General features: G+C 41.8%; 18 protein-coding genes and 1 rRNA gene. 9 read left to right on the forward strand and 10 right to left on the reverse strand.

What is annotated here, in order from left to right:
- The first annotated feature begins 213 nt into the window (after positions 1 to 213).
- The gene (locus JWG45_RS10480; protein ID WP_205279686.1) at positions 214 to 750 is read left to right on the forward strand and encodes an inorganic diphosphatase; all 537 of its coding nucleotides are present in this window, start codon (positions 214 to 216) and stop codon (positions 748 to 750) included.
- Positions 751 to 1308: 558 nt separating this feature from the next.
- Here the strand turns inward: JWG45_RS10480 and JWG45_RS10485 are convergent.
- Positions 1309 to 2211 carry a lysophospholipid acyltransferase family protein gene (locus JWG45_RS10485; protein ID WP_205279687.1) on the reverse strand — a complete coding sequence of 301 codons (903 nt, stop codon included), beginning with the start codon at positions 2209 to 2211 and terminating at the stop codon, positions 1309 to 1311.
- Between the two features lie 341 nt (positions 2212 to 2552).
- Here JWG45_RS10485 and JWG45_RS10490 point away from each other — a divergent pair, with 341 nt between their 5' ends.
- The 4 genes from JWG45_RS10490 (at position 2553) to JWG45_RS10505 (ending at position 9167) form a co-directional block, all read left to right on the forward strand.
- The gene (locus tag JWG45_RS10490) at positions 2553 to 3266 is read left to right on the forward strand and encodes a 7-carboxy-7-deazaguanine synthase QueE (protein WP_205279688.1); all 714 of its coding nucleotides are present in this window, start codon (positions 2553 to 2555) and stop codon (positions 3264 to 3266) included.
- Positions 3267 to 6107 carry a DEAD/DEAH box helicase gene (locus tag JWG45_RS10495; protein WP_205279689.1) on the forward strand — a complete coding sequence of 947 codons (2841 nt, stop codon included), beginning with the start codon at positions 3267 to 3269 and terminating at the stop codon, positions 6105 to 6107.
- 79 nt (positions 6108 to 6186) lie between these two features.
- On the forward strand, positions 6187 to 8595 hold the full coding sequence (gene pheT / locus JWG45_RS10500) for a phenylalanine--tRNA ligase subunit beta (RefSeq protein WP_205279690.1): 2409 nt from the start codon (positions 6187 to 6189) through the stop codon (positions 8593 to 8595).
- A gap of 2 nt (positions 8596 to 8597) precedes the next feature.
- Positions 8598 to 9167, forward strand: a complete 570-nt coding sequence (locus JWG45_RS10505) for a gamma carbonic anhydrase family protein (RefSeq protein WP_205279691.1) — start codon at positions 8598 to 8600, stop codon at positions 9165 to 9167.
- Between the two features lie 475 nt (positions 9168 to 9642).
- On the opposite strand, the gene JWG45_RS10510 is transcribed toward JWG45_RS10505, so the two are convergent.
- The 3 genes from JWG45_RS10510 to JWG45_RS10520 all read right to left on the reverse strand — a co-directional run bounded on the left by JWG45_RS10510 (position 9643) and on the right by JWG45_RS10520 (position 12405).
- Positions 9643 to 10287, reverse strand: coding sequence for an LIC_13215 family putative lipoprotein (locus JWG45_RS10510; protein ID WP_205279692.1), 645 nt, complete (start codon positions 10285 to 10287; stop codon positions 9643 to 9645).
- 195 nt (positions 10288 to 10482) lie between these two features.
- Positions 10483 to 11067: a cytochrome C oxidase subunit IV family protein gene (locus tag JWG45_RS10515; protein WP_205279693.1), complete on the reverse strand. Its 585-nt coding sequence runs from the start codon at positions 11065 to 11067 to the stop codon at positions 10483 to 10485.
- A gap of 105 nt (positions 11068 to 11172) precedes the next feature.
- On the reverse strand, positions 11173 to 12405 hold the full coding sequence (locus JWG45_RS10520) for a hypothetical protein (RefSeq protein ID WP_205279743.1): 1233 nt from the start codon (positions 12403 to 12405) through the stop codon (positions 11173 to 11175).
- Between the two features lie 77 nt (positions 12406 to 12482).
- Between JWG45_RS10520 and JWG45_RS10525 the strand changes: the two genes are divergently transcribed.
- Positions 12483 to 13277, forward strand: a complete 795-nt coding sequence (locus JWG45_RS10525) for an LIC13212 family protein (protein ID WP_205279694.1) — start codon at positions 12483 to 12485, stop codon at positions 13275 to 13277.
- Positions 13278 to 13518: 241 nt separating this feature from the next.
- Here the strand turns inward: JWG45_RS10525 and JWG45_RS10530 are convergent, their stop codons facing one another.
- Both JWG45_RS10530 and JWG45_RS10535 read right to left on the reverse strand, forming a co-directional pair.
- On the reverse strand, positions 13519 to 13728 hold the full coding sequence (locus JWG45_RS10530) for a hypothetical protein (protein WP_205279695.1): 210 nt from the start codon (positions 13726 to 13728) through the stop codon (positions 13519 to 13521).
- A 74-nt stretch (positions 13729 to 13802) separates the two neighbouring features.
- Positions 13803 to 15140, reverse strand: a complete 1338-nt coding sequence (locus tag JWG45_RS10535; protein ID WP_205279696.1) for an MFS transporter — start codon at positions 15138 to 15140, stop codon at positions 13803 to 13805.
- Between the two features lie 158 nt (positions 15141 to 15298).
- Here JWG45_RS10535 and JWG45_RS10540 point away from each other — a divergent pair, with 158 nt between their 5' ends.
- The 3 genes from JWG45_RS10540 to JWG45_RS10550 are packed head-to-tail and all read left to right on the forward strand — an operon-like array spanning position 15299 to position 16835.
- Entirely contained in the window at positions 15299 to 15526 is a 228-nt protein-coding gene (locus JWG45_RS10540; RefSeq protein WP_167883767.1) for a (2Fe-2S)-binding protein, read from the forward strand.
- Complete coding sequence (locus tag JWG45_RS10545; RefSeq protein WP_205279697.1) at positions 15523 to 16179, forward strand: RibD family protein; 657 nt, start codon at positions 15523 to 15525, stop codon at positions 16177 to 16179. The genes JWG45_RS10540 and JWG45_RS10545 overlap by 4 nt, the downstream gene beginning before the upstream one ends.
- A gap of 23 nt (positions 16180 to 16202) precedes the next feature.
- Positions 16203 to 16835 carry a biosynthetic peptidoglycan transglycosylase gene (locus JWG45_RS10550; RefSeq protein ID WP_205279698.1) on the forward strand — a complete coding sequence of 211 codons (633 nt, stop codon included), beginning with the start codon at positions 16203 to 16205 and terminating at the stop codon, positions 16833 to 16835.
- A gap of 40 nt (positions 16836 to 16875) precedes the next feature.
- Here JWG45_RS10550 and JWG45_RS10555 read toward each other — a convergent pair whose 3' ends face one another.
- The 4 genes from JWG45_RS10555 to rrf all read right to left on the reverse strand — a co-directional run bounded on the left by JWG45_RS10555 (position 16876) and on the right by rrf (position 18869).
- Positions 16876 to 17190, reverse strand: coding sequence for a hypothetical protein (locus JWG45_RS10555; protein WP_205279699.1), 315 nt, complete (start codon positions 17188 to 17190; stop codon positions 16876 to 16878).
- An 82-nt stretch (positions 17191 to 17272) separates the two neighbouring features.
- Entirely contained in the window at positions 17273 to 17542 is a 270-nt protein-coding gene (locus tag JWG45_RS22185) for a c-type cytochrome (protein ID WP_332476466.1), read from the reverse strand.
- Positions 17543 to 17690: 148 nt separating this feature from the next.
- Entirely contained in the window at positions 17691 to 18533 is an 843-nt protein-coding gene (locus JWG45_RS10565) for a lysophospholipid acyltransferase family protein (RefSeq protein WP_205279701.1), read from the reverse strand.
- Positions 18534 to 18752: 219 nt separating this feature from the next.
- A 5S ribosomal RNA gene (gene rrf, locus JWG45_RS10570) occupies positions 18753 to 18869 on the reverse strand.
- Positions 18870 to 18928: the final 59 nt, after the last annotated feature.

Genomic DNA, 18928 nt, shown 5'->3' on the forward strand with positions numbered 1-18928 from the left:
TAAAAAAGCGCTATTTTATTTTTTTGCGAATTCATAGGCTCCTGTCGAACTTCTCTCCTTTTTTTGCTGTCTTGCGAAAAATGAAGAATTTTTCTATTTTTTGGGAGTAATTGTCTATTTTCCGTTTCTGGATTCTCACATTTAGAAAGTCGAAATCGGATCTTTGAACATTTTACACTTGCCATTCTTAAAACCGTTCCATAGGTTTCCGTTATGGTACACCCTTGGCATGATATTTCTCCTGGAGAAGATGTTCCGGAATTTGTGAATGGAATTATCGAAATCAGACGCGGAAGCAGAGCGAAATACGAAGTAGATAAGGAATACGGGATTCTAAAATTGGATCGAGTCTTATATTCTTCCTTCTATTATCCGGCGAATTATGGATTCATCCCTCAGTCGTATTGTGGAGACCACGATCCTCTGGACATTCTGGTTCTTTCGCAAGTGGAGCTCGAGCCCCTTTGTTTGGTCAAATCGAAAGTGATTGGAGTCATGAGAATGTTGGATTCCGGCGAAGAAGATGATAAAATCATCGCGGTTGCGGCCAACGATATGTCGGTAAATCATATCAACGATATCTCCGAACTCCCGCCGCATTTTACCCTGGAGTTAAAACATTTCTTTGAAGATTATAAGAAGCTCGAAAAAAAGACAGTCGTGATCGAGGAATTCCAAAACGCAAAACTCGCGAGACAGATCGTTTTGGATTCTTTGGAATTGTATAAGAAAACGTTTCCAAAAAAGTAAGATTTAGAAAATTCTTTCTTTCCGATTCATTTTTAGGAGAAGAATTTTCCGAAGAAAACATTTCTTTTTGAGATCGGTTTCTATCGTTTCAGAATTTACCTAAGAGATTCGGTTGCCCCCATCCTGAAAAGGAATCGTTTGAAAATTCACTTAGCCGCGGATAAAAAACGCAAGAGTTCCCACAAAGTCCGTCTTTTCAAGGACTTGAGAACTTGTTCAAAAGAATTCTTCTTGCTGGATTCTTATTGGAGTTCCTACACTTCGCGGTTTTGGGATAAATTTTAAATTTCTTTCGACAAGGCAGAATCAACCTTTCCAGAAAAGATCTGAGATTTGGCTTAAAAACCGATTGGTTCACAGTCGCAGACTTTCGGTTGGAATTTTCTTTTTGAGAATCGAACCAAAAGATTTTATTTTTCGAGAGTTGTTCTTCGGTTCTCTCAATTCATTGAAAAATCAGATTACACAAAAGTATAAATTCCCGAAATTTTTCTTGGTCAGTTTTCAACTGAACTGGACGTTTAGAATTGGATCGAACTTAAGAACCATTCTTCATTTTCAAACTTGACCGGGAAAATCTCCCGGTTTCGTTCTCCAACGTCTATGAACCCAAAAGTATTGTTCCGGAAACAGTTTTACTTCTTCTTCCAAAGCTTTTGTCCAAACTTCCGTATAATGACGGATCGCGGCTTCCCGGTCTGCAAAGGCTTTTTTGTCCACAAAGCCCAAGTCCTTGATCCGAACGATTACCTTTCCTTTTTCTCCACAGAGAACCGAATAGAGTAACATTTTGGCACCGGTAAGATACGCCATCAAAGCGGGGCCCTGATAGGTAGAAGCAGGACGATTGAAGAAGTTAACGAAAATTCCGACTTTTCCGGCGTTCTGATCGGAACCGAACCCCATCCAATAACCTTGTTTGAGCATCTTCGCGACTTGGCTGGATTCCTCGGTAGAGACAAGTTTGATTCCATTCTTCGTTCTAAGTTTATAAATCAATCGATCCACATAAGGATTTCTTACCTTCTTATAGATCCCCGCTCCTTTCATTCGGATTCCCATGAACTGTACTAAAATTTCCCAGGTTCCAAAATGTCCGGATATAAGAACGACCCCGATTCCTTCTTCGTTCGTTTTCCTTTCGATCTCTAAAGATTCCTTATCATAGACGAGATATTGATCCATCCATTTCTGATTGAGTCTCGGTGCGTAGAGGGTTCCAGCCACTAAGTTTCCGATATGGAGAATACTCTTCCAGACGAGTTCTTTTTTCTGGGCCTCGCTATACTCGGGAAATGCATAGGATATATTTTCATAAGCGATTCTTCTGTGTTTTCTGGCAAAGGGGTAAAGAAGAATGATCAAAAACTTTCCGTACAATAAACAAAGACGGTACGGTAAAATGCGAAAGGGAAGTTGAAATAGATAAACAAAGAGGAATGACGGAATGTAACGAATCAAGGGAGCCCCGTAATTGTTTTTATATTACAAAGGGAATGATTTTGGCTAGGATTGACAAGCAAAAGAACGTCCCTTTTTTCGACATCATTGCGAATTCAAATTAAAAAGAAGGAAGACAATCTTTTCTTAAAAATTTCTTCTAAGAATCTTGCATCTTTTTTCATTTTGAAATATTCTTTTTGTCAACACGAAGTTTCGAACTCGAAAAAAATCCGCTTTGTCCAAATCGAAACTCCGAGAGTTGACCGCAAAGGGCAGGTTGGAAATTCTGGAATTAGCCTTTCCATTTTTTTGTGAACGCGAAGCTTACAAAAAGAAAAATCTTGTACTCATAAGAACCCATGAACAACCTGAAAACCTCCGTGCACGAAATCTATCTTTCTCTTTCGGGAGAAGGAATTTCAACAGGATTGCCGACCGTCTTTGTTCGGATGGCAGGTTGTTCGTTACGATGTGGTATGTCAGCGGGAAGAAAATTATGGTGTGATACTCCTTATGCTCTTTCTCCAAACGCGGGGGAAGAATCGGATCTGGAACGAGTTCTAAAACAAATCCGAGATCTCAGTCCGGTGAACACTCAGATTCTCCTGACCGGAGGCGAACCTTTGGAAGGTAGAAATAGAAACTTCAGCGTGGCATTGGGAAACGAAATATTTAGAACTCGAAATCATTCGGGTTCTTATCCCAAACCCAGAGTGGAAACAAACGGAGCCGAGTCCATCGAAGGATTGGATTTGTTTGTTTTTACTTTGGATTATAAGCTTCCGGGTTCCGGTATGGAAGATCGGATGCTTTTGAAAAATTTAGAAATTTATAAAGATAGAAAAAACAGTTTGGATGAAATTAAGTTTGTGATTCGAGATAGAATGGATTTTGACAGATGTGTCGAAGTGATCCGAGAGTTTCGGTTATTCGGGAATCTTTTGGCTTCTCCGGTGCAGGGCGAATTGTCACCGGAACTTCTTTCCGAGTGGATCAAGTCTTCTCTTAGTTCCGGTCTTCGCCTTTCTCTGCAAACCCATAAATACATTTGGGGCGATCAAAGGGGCGTATAGTTGGAAGAAACCTTACAACTCAGCCTAGATTTTGAATCCAAACAGCGTTCCGGATACAGAGGTGATTTTTGTTTTCTTGCAAACTCACCCGAGTTGGGAATCGGAAAGATCGTTTCTTCCGAGGAAGGAAAGATTACGATAGAATTCGTTTCCTCCTCAACGAAAAAAACGGTCACTGAAAATTCTCCTCATCTAAGAATTCTTCCGGGTTATCCATCTCCGCTCCGAAACATCGGAGAACAACCGAGTCTGATGGATCTTTCTCTGACCGCGTACGAACTCAAACTTACGCATGCCTTCGATAAACTTTCGGCGCTCTCCAATTCCAGAACGAGACTATTGCCTCATCAGATCGAATCGACTTATATCGTAGTCAATAGCCTTCGTCCTCGATTTATTCTCGCGGATGAAGTAGGCTTGGGAAAAACGATCGAAGCCGCTCTTGTGATGAAGGAACTCATCTTCCGAAGAGGTTATAAGAAAGTTCTGATCGTCGCCCCCTCTCCTCTATTGGTTCAGTGGCAACAAGAGTTGAAGAATAAATTCAACGAAGATTTTGAAATTGTTAAGCGAAGAAACTTTCACACCGAAGGCGATAAGAATTGGAAAAATTTTCAGCACGTCATTACTTCGGTGGATTTTATTAAAAATCCGAAATACGCAGAGGAAATTCTAAAAACGAAATGGGACATTGTTATCTTCGACGAAGCACATCGACTCCGAAGAGATTATCATAAAATCACAAGGGCTTATCTTTTCGCGGAGAAGATTTCCAAAAAATGCGAATGTCTTCTTTTGTTAACGGCGACTCCGTTTCGCGGAAAGTTGGAGGAATTGTATTATCTGATGCATCTGATCGATCCGAATATTTTAGGACCGTATCATACATTCGTAAACGATTATATACTCGGAAATAAAACCGATCTCAAAGAGAAAATTTCCAAGGTCCTTTTGAGAAGAAGAAAGGTCGAAGTCGGCGGTTTCACCAAACGATTCGCCAAAACCGTAAGAATCGAACTTTCTCCGGTGGAACGGGAATTTTACGAAGAAACAACTAACTACGTACGTAGGGAATACAATCTCGCGATGAGAACACAAAACCGAGCCATCGGTTTTGTGATGATCGTTTTTCAAAAACTTCTCGATTCTTCCGTTTTCGCGCTTTTATCCGCGCTTACAAAGAGAAAGTTTCTATTGGAAAATCGATTCCATCATATCAAACAAATGGAATCCAAATTGGAAGAATGGGACTTGGATGAGACCGAGGACGTTGAGGAATTCGTCTCCGGTTTGGATGAGTCCGTCCAGCTCGATCTTCAGAGTTTAAGAAGAGAACTTCTTTCTCTCAATCGATTGATTCTTCTCGGAAAAAAAATCAAAGAAGATAAGAAGTCGATCAAACTCAAAGAAACCATCCAAAAGCTGCAGAAGGAAGGACATCCTAAGTTTATCATCTTTACTCAGTTTAGAACGACTCAGGATTTTCTGGCGTCCGTCTTGGCTGAATTTCAAGTGACCCTGTTTCACGGCTCCTTGAGCGCGGATGCGAAAGAAAGGGCGATCGTAGAATTTAAAACGAAAACAGAAATTCTTATTTGCACCGAAGCCGGAGGAGAAGGAAGAAATCTTCAGTTTGCGAACGTTCTTTTTAATTACGATCTTCCTTGGAGTCCGCTGAAGATAGAACAAAGGATCGGAAGAATTCACAGGTTTGGACAAAAGGACAACGTATTCATCTTTAACTTTGCGAGCAAGGATACCGTTGCGGAAAGAATTCTCGAAGTGCTCACAAATAAAATTCGTCTTTTTGAGGAATCGATCGGCTCATCGGACGAACTCTTAGGTGCGATCGAAGACGAATTGGATTTTAATTCCTCCTTTATGAAATTCGTTACGGGAAATAAATCCAAAGTCGAAATGGAAGACGAGATCGACAATCGAATCAAAATCGCAAAAAAAGGTTTTGAAAAGTTGAGTGATCTCGTAACTCCCAAGATGATCGATTTTAATCTTTTGGATTATTACAGTCATACACTTGAAGAGCGTTCGTTTAACAATACGCACCTCGAAGAATTCGTATCCCGGTTTACGCGAACGTTTCCGGAAGAGGCGGGTTTTAAACTCGTCAAAAAGAAACCACAGATTTACGAAATCGATTCCGCTCAATTTAAGGGAAAATTGGGGACCTTCGATTCCGAACTCGCGCTCCAAAACGATAGCTTAGAATTTCTAGCATTCGGACATCCTCTGGTTGATAAGGCCGTTTCTCATTTAATCCAGAATCAAAAGGGTTGGGGAGTTTCCTTTCATTCCGTCTCCAAGAAAGAATATTATGTTTTTCTGGTAGACTTTCAGTTTACTCTCAATCGTACCGAATTGTTTTATTTCGAATGCAATCGTCAAAGCGGAAGTATCAAACAGATTTCCGAACTCCCGGAAGAACTCAGGAATTTCGATTCTAATCCTAAAACCGGCGAGAGGGAGATCGAACTCCCTTCCCGTTTTGAAGAAAATTTAATCCGAACTTATTTGGCTTTGGATGAAATCGTAGAATCGCGTAAAAAGCAGCTGGGAGATCAAACCCTGGATCTTTTTCAAAAAGAAGAATTTAAGATTCGCACGAGCAATCAAAACACCCTGAGACAACTCGAAGAAAAACTGATGCGTCAGGAAGCCGCTTTCAAATGGGAAGGAAAACCCGAAAAAAAATCCGCGATGAACCGAACTCGAAACGAGATTCAGAAGGTAAAAGAAGACTTTGATCGAGAGCTTCGGAAAGTCAGAAACGGAAAAACCATTCAACACCGTTTTCAACTTTTCCAAGTATATTTGCCGAACTGAACCCGACTCCTTTTCCTGCTCGACATCCGATTTTGGTCGAGGTTTCTGGACCTTAGCAATTGGAACGGAGCCTGACGACGTGAAACTTTCCTTAGACTGGATGAATGACTTTGCACCTTTGAAAGAGGTCGGTCTCGATGCGATCTTAAAAAAAATTGCGATTTCGGTTTGTGAAATCGACGGCGCCGATCCCTTTCGTCCTGAGTTGGATTTTGTAAAAATTGTAAAGATAGAATCGCTGGAAAAACATCCTTCCGCAGATAAACTCCAAATCGCGCAGATCACGAACGGCTCCGCGAAATCTCAAATTGTCACCGGCGCTACTAACGTAAAAGTTGGGGATTTGGTTCCGCTCGCAATTCCCGGCGCAAAACTGGGAGATAAGGAAATCTTAGAATCGGAACTGAGAGGAGTCAAAAGTTCTGGAATGTTCTGCTCTGAAAAAGAATTGTCTCTCGCGGAAGAAAGTTCGGGTGTTTGGATTCTAAACGAAGTGGAAGGAGCCGAGATCGGAAAATCGATCCGAGCTCTATTACATTACGATGATATCATTTTCGACGTGGATAATAAGTCGATCACTCATAGACCGGATCTTTGGAATCATTTCGGTTTTGCGAGAGAACTTGCGTCGCAGCTGAAACTGCCGGTTCAATTTAATCCTTTTGAGTCTCTTTGGAATTTTGATCTCAACATTCCTCTTCCAAAAGTATTAGAAAATCAGAATGCACATTCTTACTACGCTTCTTCGATTCAGGGAGTTTCGATTCTTCCTTCCAAAAGAAAATTTCAAGCACGACTTCAAAAATGCGGAATTCGTGTGATCAACAACGTGGTAGACGTTTCCAATTACGTGATGTTGGAAATGGGTCAGCCAACTCATTTTTTCGATAAAAAGTTTTTAGAAAGTCAAGGTGGGATTTCTCTCGAAGTATCGTTTGCGAAGACGGGAGAAAGTTTTGCTTTGTTGGATGAAAGTTCTCCTGCTCTGGAGGAAGAAATTCTTCTCATACGAAATCAAGGCAAACCGGTCGCTATCGCAGGAGTGATGGGTGGAAAGGAATCCGCGGTGCAAAATGATTCCACGGAAATCGTAATGGAATCCGCTGTGTTCGCGAGGGAAAGGGTGCGTAAATCGATCCGCCTAACAGGGATTCGCTCCGATTCTTCCGTTCGTTATGAAAAAGGGTTGGAAGCGACGACGACCCTTCCGGTACTTCGAAGAGCGCTCAATCTTTTAAAGGAGAACGGATGTTCCGAACTAAAAGCCTCGGAACCGGTCGGATTCTTACACACTCCTCATAAAGAAGTTCACATTCATACGGACATTCATTTTATCAATGCGAAGTTGGGAGTGGAATTATCGAAAGGTGACGTTACCGATATTTTAGAAAGGCTTCACTTCACTGTCTCTTGGAAAGGGGAACACCTGGAAGTTCTGGTTCCTAAATTCCGTCACAACTACGACGTGACGATTCCGGAAGACCTCGTGGAAGAGATCGGAAGGACTCGCGGTTACGACACGATTCAAGTCGCTCCGGTTTTGGCCGAAGTAAAAACTCCGATTCGAAATCTGAGTCGCGAATTGGAAAGAAAACTCAAAACGTTTTTTGCGGGGTCTCTCGGTTTTCACGAAGTTTATAATTATTCTTTTCAATCTTTGAAAGACAACGCGTTCGACGGAGATCCGAAACTTTCAGTAAAAATCAAGAACGAGATGCCGGAAGAACAAGCAGTTCTCAGAAATTCTTTGCTCCCTTCGCTTCTGAAGAATGTGAGAACGAATCAGGATCGTTTTTCGGAAATCAAATTGTTCGAGTTCGGAAGAACGTATTTTAATCTTCCGGAACCGAATAACGAGAAGAAATTCTTAGCCTTTGCAGTCGCTTTTGATAGAAAGAATTCAGAATCGGATCAAAAACTTCTGGAAGAAGATTTTTTAAACGTAAGAAAACAGATCGAATCTCTTTTGGAGTCTATTAAGATTTTTGATTCTACCTGGGAAATCAAACAGGAATCTTTTTATCATCCGGGGGCGAGCTTGTCTTTGGTCGTCGATTCGGGACAGCTCGGAGTTTTAGGTTATGTTCATCCGGCGGTTTTGGATTCTTTTGAACTCAAAAAAAGAGTGATCTACGGTTCCTTTGATTTTTCTTCGATCGTGGAAATCTGGGATCGGAATCGTAAGATCTCAAGATTCGTTCCTCCTTCTCAATTTCCCGAAGCCGAGATCGATCTTTCGATTCTCATTGGAGAAAAGGAAAACACAAATCATTTTACCGAACTTGTTAAAAAGGAAAATATTCCGGAGCTAAAAGACGGTTGGGTTTACTCTCAATTCTCCGGAGGAAACGTTCCCGAAGGAAAAAGATCCGTCAGCTATCGTTTCAAATTGGTGAACTATGAGAAAACGTTTACTCAAGAAAGAATCAAAGAAATCTCCGATCAACTTGTTACTCTGGCCGGCAAAAACGGTTTTGCGTTGAGATAAAGATGAGAATTCACGAGACCGCGTTTATTCATCCGCAGGCGACCGCGATCGGTTTGGTTGAGATGGAGGCCTATTCTTCTCTTTGGCCGGGAGCCGTTGCGAGAGCCGATATGAACCATATCGTTCTCGGAGAAGGTGTGAATATCCAAGACAATACAACTCTTCATACGGATTCCAGCAGAGGAATTCAAATCGGAGATTATACGTTAGTCGGTCATAATGCGATGCTTCACGGTTGCAAGATCGGGCGTGGTTGTCTTATCGGAATCGGAAGTATCGTGTTGGACGACGCTGAAATCGGGGACGGTGCGATGATCATGGCAGGTTGTATGGTTCGAGGCGGAAAAAAGATTCCTCCGGGTGCGATGGTCATTCAAAAAGACGGAGAGTTGAAAATTTTCGAAGGAAAAGCAAAACCGATTCATACGGTAGCCGGATGTTTGGAATACATTTCTCTTTCGAAACGTTTTAAGGAAGGAATCTTCGGACCGTTTTCCAAAGAAGAAGAACTTGAATTTCAAAATCAGGCGAAGCTGATTTTAAAGAAAATGGAAATTCCTTTTAAAGGTTAAATTCCAGCTTTCAAATTTGAGTATTCAGAATCTTCAGATACGGAGAAACTTTCTTCTTCAAGAGATTTACTAGGGAAGGTTCCATAAATTCGTATTCATCTGAAATTTCCAGCGAGATTGCTTTTTGATTTTTTAAAGAAGTTTTGAATTTTTGTCTGAACTTATTTCGATGTATGTTTTCCATTATGAAAAACGTATCGGCCACTCCACATCTTCATTTGAAAGAGTTTGCTCGGCGTCGTGGTGAGCCCCGCCGATCGAACATTCAAACCCTCCACTTCGCTAAATATAACTTCTGCGCTTGGGCTTCTCAGTTTATTCTGACTGCATATAAAAAGTATATTTTGCATTTTAAGGAATTTGATCTTAAGGTGTAGTCGATCGAAGTTGATGTGGGGAAGAATCGAATCGGAAGAGTTCGATCGGGATCGTCTTCTTCGGAAACCGATTGATTTCCAAAGAAGGATTATAGATCTTAAATCTTAATAAACTTACCCAAAAGTTCAACAACCTTCTGGCCTTTGCTCTTCGCGTCCTTATCGAGAAAGGTTCCCGTAAAGACGTGAGCTTTCTTATCTACGATAAACACAAGTTGATAGTTGTGAACCTTGTAATTTTTTCCGGCGATGGTTTGTTCGAATCTGCTTTCGAGAAGCGCGGAATCTAGTCCCTGTACTTTGGACTTTTTCGGAGGGTTGATCATTTCATATTTCTGAAATACGGTCGGATACAAACCCGTGACAGCAGAAATATAATCATCAAGTGTAATCTCTCTCGGTTGTTTGGAAAGATCTTCAATCGTATAGTTTACGTTGGTGTTAAACGTTTGAGCTTCAGGGCTTCCCGGAGGATATTCAAAAAGAAAGAAATTGATTCCGGCGACTTCCAGAGCTTTTTTGATTGCTCCCGAATTGTCGTCGCTTGCGGCGATTTCGTGCGCCTGATTGATTAGATTGGGATCCTCGTTAAAATGCCAGCCTTCATAGTTAAGTCCGAGTCCTAGGGAGGGAAGTTGGACGATTTTCGAGTTCGGATCTAAATTGTGATCCTTCTTGCAAGCAAAGAGGAAAGCTGCGATGAGAATTAAAAGTAGAGAATTTCGAATCGGATTGTATTTCATAAAATGCCCCTTAGGAAATGGAAGAGATAACTTCTCTTTAAAAAAAGCCAATCAAATAATGGTTCGGTAAAGAAATACCGAACGGAAAATGATCGGTTGTTCGTTCCTTTTGTTTCGGAAACTTTTCTTTAAAAAATAAAAAGGCCGATCTAAAAAGACCGGCCTTTGTCCAAATTCTAAGATTTAGAATTCTTATTAGAAAGCGAAAGAAATTAGAACTTTGAATCGAGTGAAGATGTCGGCCGCCGAAAATCCAAAAAGGAGTAAGAGGAAGAACAAACCGGATCCAAAAATAACTCTATTCATCACCGTGTCGTATTTTAAGTGCATGAAGTAGGCAAGAACGAGAGAAGCTTTCACCGTCGCAACCGCCATCGCTATGATTACGTTCATGGCTCCAAAGTCTATTCCCGCAACCCAAACGGTCACGAAGGTAAAGAAGATCAAAGTGCCGAAGATGAGAGAATAAGTTTTAACGGAAATGATATGGTGTGATCCGTGGCCTTCTTCGGCGTGTTCGGTTTTTGCGGGAACACCATTCATATTGTTTTGAGCTTTTGTAATGGCGTCCTGAAGGGCCTTGCCGAGTTTGTTATCTTTGTTTCTTGCGATAAAATCTTGGAGTTTATTTTCTTCCAAAATTTGAGAAAGAAAGTTAACGGCAAATCCCGCAAGAGTTGCGTTTACAATGGCGCCGGCTCCGACCACGAACCCGGTAAAGGGGATCAAAAAACCGATGCTGACGATTACATAAAGAGCGTAGTTTAAAAACAGTTCCATTTTATATCCTGAATTTGGACCGCAGAGTTTGCGGATGGTTTTCCGGGCGGTAAACCGCAACCTATGGGACATCCTGGCAAGGTCTAAAAAAGCCTCAAGTACATTTCAAAGGAGAATCTTTTTCCTCCATTCTAAGTAGAATTTTTGAATTCTTTCAAACATCGATTGTTCGGAATTCTCCGGAAATCGTAAAAGAATCCAAGAAGTTCCAAAGGTTTTTCCGTTGGAAAATCGATCCGGTGTGAGGGGGAGAATTTCTATGCCTTGAGAAATTCCCCAACGAAAAATCCATTCGGGAAATCCAGGGATCGGTTTTTTTAAGGGAAGAGGAAGAATTGCAAGATCTTGATTCGTGTTTTTTTTCGTTTCTTGGAGGAGTTCCGAACGAGAAAACTCGAGAAGAATTCTTCCCATGGACCAACGAAAGTTCCCTTCGCTCAATCTTCTCATTTTGGTTTTTTTTTGAGAATAGAACTCAAAACCGTCCAGAGAAACCGGACCGGTATAATCCAGGGCAAAATTCTTAGAAAGGTTTTCTGCAATCGGGTGGAGATAAGATTGGATTCGTTCGGATTCTTTTTCCGAGGGAAGGAAGGCTCCGTTGTATTTTCCTTTTTCGTCACAGATTTGGATCGTGGAGCCTTTTGTGGTCGGAACCCCGGCCTTCCAATCGTAGAGGCAGGAAAAATCCAAGGTTCTTTGGACCCAAGGCTCCACGACGCAGGGAAACCAAGAGCGATCCTTCTCGGTTTCGAATCCTTCCGAGTTTTCGGAGCCGAGAGAATTGAATGTAAGAATCCTATGTCTTCCGGAAAAGCTGAATTCCGGTTTGAGAACGATTCTTTCCGGCGGGAGTTCCGACCATTCTCCCAAGAGAGCCGGCAGATCGGAAATTCTTTCCAGAATTCGAGCGTCGATATCCGCAAAACCCATCTCCGATTTCCAACGAGTCAAAAGGATTTTAGAATTCAGTCTTTTCGAAAGATCGGCTTTCGCAGGAGAGTAAAGAATTTCTCCCGATGGATTGAGATCGGAGATCGATCCCCATTCTTCCCAGCGGAATTCTTCTTCCGGCAGAGGAGCCATCAGATTCTTCTTTGAATTTCTTTTTAAAATCTGAAACGTTCCGAGCCGAAATCCCCTCGATTCCCAAAATCGAATCCATTCCGGGTCCGGCGTCTCGCTCAAAAAAGAAATTGTCTTAGGATCACGAATCGTTTGAAACAGGTGAAAAAGATTCTCCAGAGTTCTGTTTTTAAAATCCAGTTTCTCAGGCGCGATGTCGCCGGTTTTGAGCTCCTCCTCGAAAAAGCCGTTAAACCTGGAATAACGAGTCATAATATTCTGCATTTTTTTCGTTTGTAATGTAAAGATCGGGGGATAAGAATTTCGATAATCTGAATAAGGGTAAATCTATGAACATCCGTATTTTATCAATTCTGACAATTCTTTCGCTTACCGGAATCGGCGCGGCGCCTAACAAGGTGTTAACTTTAGAAGAGAAGGAAGAACAGAGACAGATAGAAGCCGTTCGGAAAGGCGGTTTTACGGATATAGAAGTGGATAATCTTCACGCTTCGATCGCTGGGAATATTCTCAAGATCAATAACCTTTTAAAAGACGAGACCTACAAAAAAGCTCTTCGTTATATCGAAGATGAACCGAGAGAAGCGGCAAAGTTTCTTTTTCAAGACAAAGAAAACAAACAATATTTAGAATTGGATCTCGGTCTCGGTCAGTCCTTTGCGGATTATCCGAAGACTTATCTTTATCAATCCAGAATTTATATCTATCCAGGAACGGACGGTCAATCCTTGGAAAAGATCATTCTCCAGTTCAAAAGAACGAATGCGAAAGGAGAGGTTTTTATCCGAGAAATGAGACGTCTTATTAATAACTCTCCGAAAGGGCCTACTTTCCTAGGCGATGGGAAGAGAACTCCGAACAATAACAGTGAAATTCTTTTGGAATTTTTTTCCAGCCACGATACTGATTTTCTCTGGCCGGACAATCCGATTCAACCGGTTCCCGCGAGCGTTACCTCCAAGTTACACGATCCGGCGAATCCTCTTCCTTACAGCAAACAAAGACAAATCATTCTTCAATATAAGAGATACATGAGAAAAGTCGATAAAATGGTCGCTCTAAAACTTCATACGATGGAATTGGATCAAAAGAGAATGGTTTCTAAAATGTTGGAATTCCGCTAAAAAAAGTTTATTCTAATTTTAGAATGTTTGAAAAGCCGCTGAGAACTTCGCGGCTTTTTTATTAAAAAGCTGGATCGTCTTTGGAAAATTAAATCGAAAATTCTTTCGTTCTCAATGTTCGAAAACCGACTTTATTCCGTTTGATTCCGAGGGTTTTTTTCGAAAACGGTGAAGGGTTTTTAAGTTCAGAACCGAAGCGGCTTGGAAATTGAAGAGAATGATTCTTTTGAAAAAAAAGGCTCTACTTCTTAATCAAAAAGTCGCTGATAACCTTTTCTTCGGTGAGATATTTTTTATTGAGATAGGAAATGGCATAGTTGATAAATCTTGGAATCTCTTTTCCGGAGTCCAAAAGATCCAGTTTTGTCTGAGTCAATTCGTCGATTGTAGCCAAAGCGAGTTTTCTCTGACTCTGATGCGATTCGAACTCGTCTTCTGATTCCAGCGCCATTTTTAGGTTTATCCATTTAGAGGATAATAGGAATCACAAGAAAGGGCAAGTCTTTCTTGTGATTCTTTCAAAACTTAGGTCTCTTTGTAATCCACTGCGGTCTGGATTCCGCGTTCTTCATCCACAAACGCGTTGATAAGAAGCGAAATCACGAAGAAGACAGCGACTACTAAGAAAGAATTTCTGAGATCAAATAAAATCTGTAGTCCTCCAACAGCGACGAGTCCAAAGGCGGCCGCGACTTTTCCCGACAAACCCCAAAGACCGAAAAATTCCCCGGATTTGGATTCGGGAGCAAAAAGGCCGACAATCGCACGACTCGCCGATTGTGTCGCGCCTAAGCCAGCTCCGGCGAGAACCGTGGTTCCCACGAAAACCCATTGTTGCGTGGTCGGAATTCCGATTCCGATCAAAAAGGCGGTCAGATCCTTCACCCAGTAGATGAGTAAAAGACAAGCAATCCATAAGAAAAGTGTAATGTTAAAAGTTTTTTTAGCCCCGATTTTATCCTGGATAAATCCGAAAAGTATCGCACCTACTGCAGCAAAAAGTTGAATCAAAAGAAACATCGCGATTTCGTGTTTTTCTTCCGTTTTGATTTCCTGGGCTCCGTAAATAAATGCAAAGCTAATCACGATTCCCAGGGCTGCCATCGCGAAGAAAAGCGAAACGAGATAGATCGCCATATCCCTGAATTTGTGAATTTCTTTCATCGTCGAAACGACTCTCTCCATTCCGATTTTGAGATAGGAGAGTCCTTCTGGTTTGTCTTTTCCTGCGGTGTATTCTCTCAAGAGTAGGAAGGTCGGAATTCCGGCGAATAAAAAGAAGAATGCGGTGTACGGCCCGACCATTCTGAGGTTATCGAAATTTTCGAGGGTTTTCGGTCCTAAGGTGTTGACTAACGCGACTGCGGCGATTCCGCCGAAGTAACCGATTCCCCAGGCATAACCAGAAATTTTTCCGAGGTCTTCTTTGGGACCGAGATAGGGAAGAAAACTCGATGCAAAGTTTTCTCCGGAGGCGAAAAAAAAGTTCGATAAAATGATCAGAATAAAAGCGAGAACGTATTCTCCCGGTGCAATGACGAACCACAAGGCCCCGGTCGAAACGATACAGAAGACATAACTATAAAATAGAAACTGTTTTTTCCTCGCAGAATAGTCAGTGATCGCCCCAAAAATCGGTCCGGTCAATACTACAAGCAGGTAGGAAATTGCGAGGGCGACCGACCAGAGTAGATTTCCGTATTCGTAAGGATTGTCCTGGTTAGAGGAGGCAGGAACTACTAGTTGGCTAAAAACGATTCCGTAGGTTACACTGATAATGACAGTCGTATAAGAGGAGTTCGCAAAATCGAACATGCACCAGCCGAGGATTTCTCGGAGAGGGGCTCTTTTTGTATCTTGCATGGGTTTCCTTTGTTTTTTAATCAGAAATTTCAAAAAAGGCTATTTTTCGGAAACTGGATGTCAAATGAAAACCGTAAAAAATTTCTCTTGCAGAAGAATTTCAGAGTCTCTAATCTGATTGGAAACCCGATTTCTAACTGTCCAATTATATAGAAGATATGGATTCCTCATTTTTCAGCCAAGTTGACCTCTGCCAATTGATGCGCCCCCGAAAGGTTTGCGTCTGCAATCAGGTTTCGGAAGAAGAGATCCTAACGTCGATTCGAAACGGACACGATACGTTGGAAAAACTCATGGATGATACGGGCGCTTCGACCGGTTGTGGAACCTGTATGAGCTCGGTTCGTAAACTTCTGGCTCGGGAACTCAACGTTCCTCGGGCATGACCTCACTCCCAAAAGTAACAATCAACATGGCGATGACTCTGGACGGAAAAGTTTCCCGTCCTGATGGGAGGTGGTATGGACTTTCTTCCAGAAACGATAAAAAGAGAATGGATGAAATTCGCTCTAAGGCGGAGGTCTTAATCTTAGGAAAGAATTCGATTCTTAACGACGATCCAGTAATTCATCTGAGGTATGTGGAAAACGGAAAAGATCCGAGACCAGTGATTCTTCTTCGCTCCGGAACTCTTCCGGAAGACAAAAAAGTATTCCGTTTTTCTAAAGAACCTCCTCTGATTTTTTGTTTGAATGAAAATTATTCTTTAGTGAGAGAAAATCTCAACTCTCTCGCAGAGATCATTCTGATTCCAGGTGTAGATTTGAATCCCCTGGAAGTGCTCAAGATATTATCGGAAATGGGTTATCGAGAAATTCTTTTAGAAGGCGGGCCTTCTCTGAATGATTCTTTTTTTCGTCTCGATCTTATCTCAAGAATTTTTGTTACGGTCGTTCCGTTTCTGATCGGAAAAAACGATCTACCATCGATCAGTGGAGGAAAAAAGGAATATCCGAATTTTGATCGGAAAAAATGGAAACTCGTCGCATCGGAAGCGATAGAGAATGAAGTTTTTCTAATGTACGAAAAAAACGAGTAAGCTCTGACTTTCGGAAAAGAACCTTGAAACAAAAAGAACTTTTTTATACCTTTTTTTTAAGAGCTCTTCCTATTTTTTTCGTTGCGGTTTTGGTTTATGAACAGTTTTTTCCGGAAAGAAAAATTTTGGTTCAACAGGATCGTCTAGTTTATCTGCCGGATCAAAAAGAATCGGTTCCTCTGGAATTAGAGTGGGTTCGATTGAAAGAGCTTCCCGAGGATTGGATTTCCTACGTAGTCCAAGTGGAGGATAGAAGATTTTATACTCACGGAGGATATTCTCTATCAGACATTCATTCTACTCTTCTTTCTTCCTTGTTTTTCTTTCGAAAGATTAGGGGAGCGAGTACGATCACACAACAGCTTGCGAGAACACTCTTTCTGTCTCGGGAAAAATCCTTATCTCGAAAATGGAAAGAGATCCAGATCGCTTCCGCATTGGAAGAGGATCTTGGGAAAAGGGAAATTTTAGAATATTATATCAACAGCGTTTATTGGGGAAGAGGAATGAACGGTTTGAGCCAGGCCTCGCGTTACTATTTTAGAAAGAAATCCATCCGTCTAGAAAAGAATGAGTTCAAAGCCTTGGTGCAAATTTTAAAAAAACCGGATTGGTATAGCAGGGAAGAGGTCGTTGAACTCTCGAAAACCTTATAACTTTTCGGGAGTTTTCCGCAATCGAATTGGACATTTGAATTCAAGATTTTTTTGTTCGGACAGTTTGTCGGAACAATTGTATGTTCGGAGTCTGTTTTAGAGCGATCCGATTGGATTCAGAACCTTTACCCAAAGTTGCGAGGAGATACAACAAGGATCGTCCCGAGAGAAGGTACTTTGTAGGAATTCCTACATGAGAATTTTTTCTTGCGAAAAGTTTGATTTTGTGATAGAGGAAAGTCTCCGGAATTCTTCCGCCACCCACCCCTCCACCCAAGATCAGGGTGGGGCGCGCGACTTTCACTGAGGGGGTGTCGGTCGTAGCTCCGACAAATCCTTCTGAAGATCCGGACAACTTGTGGGTAAGGATCCGATTGGACCTGGATGGTCGGAAGACCGGCGCTCGTTCTGCGTTTTGCGACAAACTCCGAGTTGAATCAGAATCTTTCGATTCTTTTTACAAGAGCGCGGATTTCTTCTTCCGATAATTCTTCTTTAAAAGAGGGCATGGTTTGATTCTTTCCGTCCCGGATCGTCTTAAAAATTCCTTCCCTCATTTTGTCTCCTCCGAAAAGAAATCCCATTTTGATTCCAAATCCTCGAAGTTTTTTAGGCCTTGGAAAAACCGAATCCTTCGGAGTTCCGTCCACTCCGTGACAGACGGCACATTTTTGGTCCCACAAAAGGTTTGCCCGGTTCTCATCCACCCCTCCGTCAGAGGAAACGTTTTTAGAATCCGGCGTAGACCGGCAGGAGAAACAAAAAAGGCAAATAAGAAGAATGGAATATAGTTGATTCCTGTTCAGATTCAATTTGAGTTTCGCAATTTGAAACCTTGAAATAAAATTTCGATTCTCATTCATTGACTTTTGTTCCCCAGTTTTTCAAGTGAGAGAGTACAAAATTCAATAAGGATTCTTGATTCCTTCTCGAATCCGTGGTTGGAAGAAGCGGATCTCCAAAGGAAATAAAAATCTTGCGATCTCTAAAAATGCGAGCCAGGTCCTTCACGACTCTTCCATTCTCCCAAAAATCCGTTTTGAGCGCGACCGGAATCACGGGAACTCCGGCGCGGGCCGCGAGTTTGATTGCGATGGAATTGAATTCGGCAGGAGTAAAATCTGTGGTTCGAGTACTCTGTGGAAATACGATGATCGACATTCCTTTTTTGAGCAAAGCGGTTCCTTGTTCGAGAACCGCAACCAAGTCTTCTCTTGGATTGCTTCTTCCGACCGAGATTGGATCTCTGGATCTCATAATCGGACCGAAAAGTTTTCCGGTTGTAAGGCTTTCTTTGACTACGAATGTGACCGGTTTGTACTGAGTTATAAACGTGGGAAGAATGAAGGTCTCACAGGTGCTCATGTGATTTCCAGCGATGACAACCGGGCCGTCCACGGAAAGAATTTTTTCAATTCCTTCCACTTTGACTTTACCGCCGCAATTTTCAACGAGATCCAGAATTTTGGCGGAAGATTCGCACCAAGTCGGATTATCGTAAAGACCCTTAAGGGCCAAGGCTCTGCTTCTGAATATTTCCTTAAAATAACCGTAATGAAACGCCAGGTCGGAGTTTCCGAAGATCAAGTCCGCAAGAGATCTCTTTTTGTCGGGAGCCGTTTCGTAAGAGAGGGTAAGGCCTTCTTGGTAACTTAAAGGTTTGCATAGATCCTTTCTTTGCAAAATTCGATGACTCATCTTAGCCTTCCTTTTTTAACGCTCAAGTCGAGAGCGCAATTCTACATCGTTCCGGTATTATTAAACTAAAAATCTTAACGTAAAAGAAAAGAATAGGACCTCTTTCTTTCTGGTCTCGCCTTTCTGATTGGAAATGAATTCGATTCTAAAGTTGCAAAAATGAAAAGGCAGAAGAATCGATTTTAGAATTTTTTAAAAGGAGGGTCTTAAAATAAGAAAACCCGGCAACGTCCTACTCTCCCATGCAGCGAACCACACAGTACCATCAGCGATGAGAGGCTTAACTTCCGTGTTCGGGATGGGAACGGGTGTGGCCCTCTCTCTATAGTCACCAGGAATCTTGAGGACAGTATTTTCCAAAGGATTGCTTTGTCATTCTTAAATTAAAAAGTAAG

It is taken from the genome of Leptospira ainlahdjerensis (assembly GCF_016919175.1).
Lineage (GTDB): Bacteria > Spirochaetota > Leptospiria > Leptospirales > Leptospiraceae > Leptospira > Leptospira ainlahdjerensis.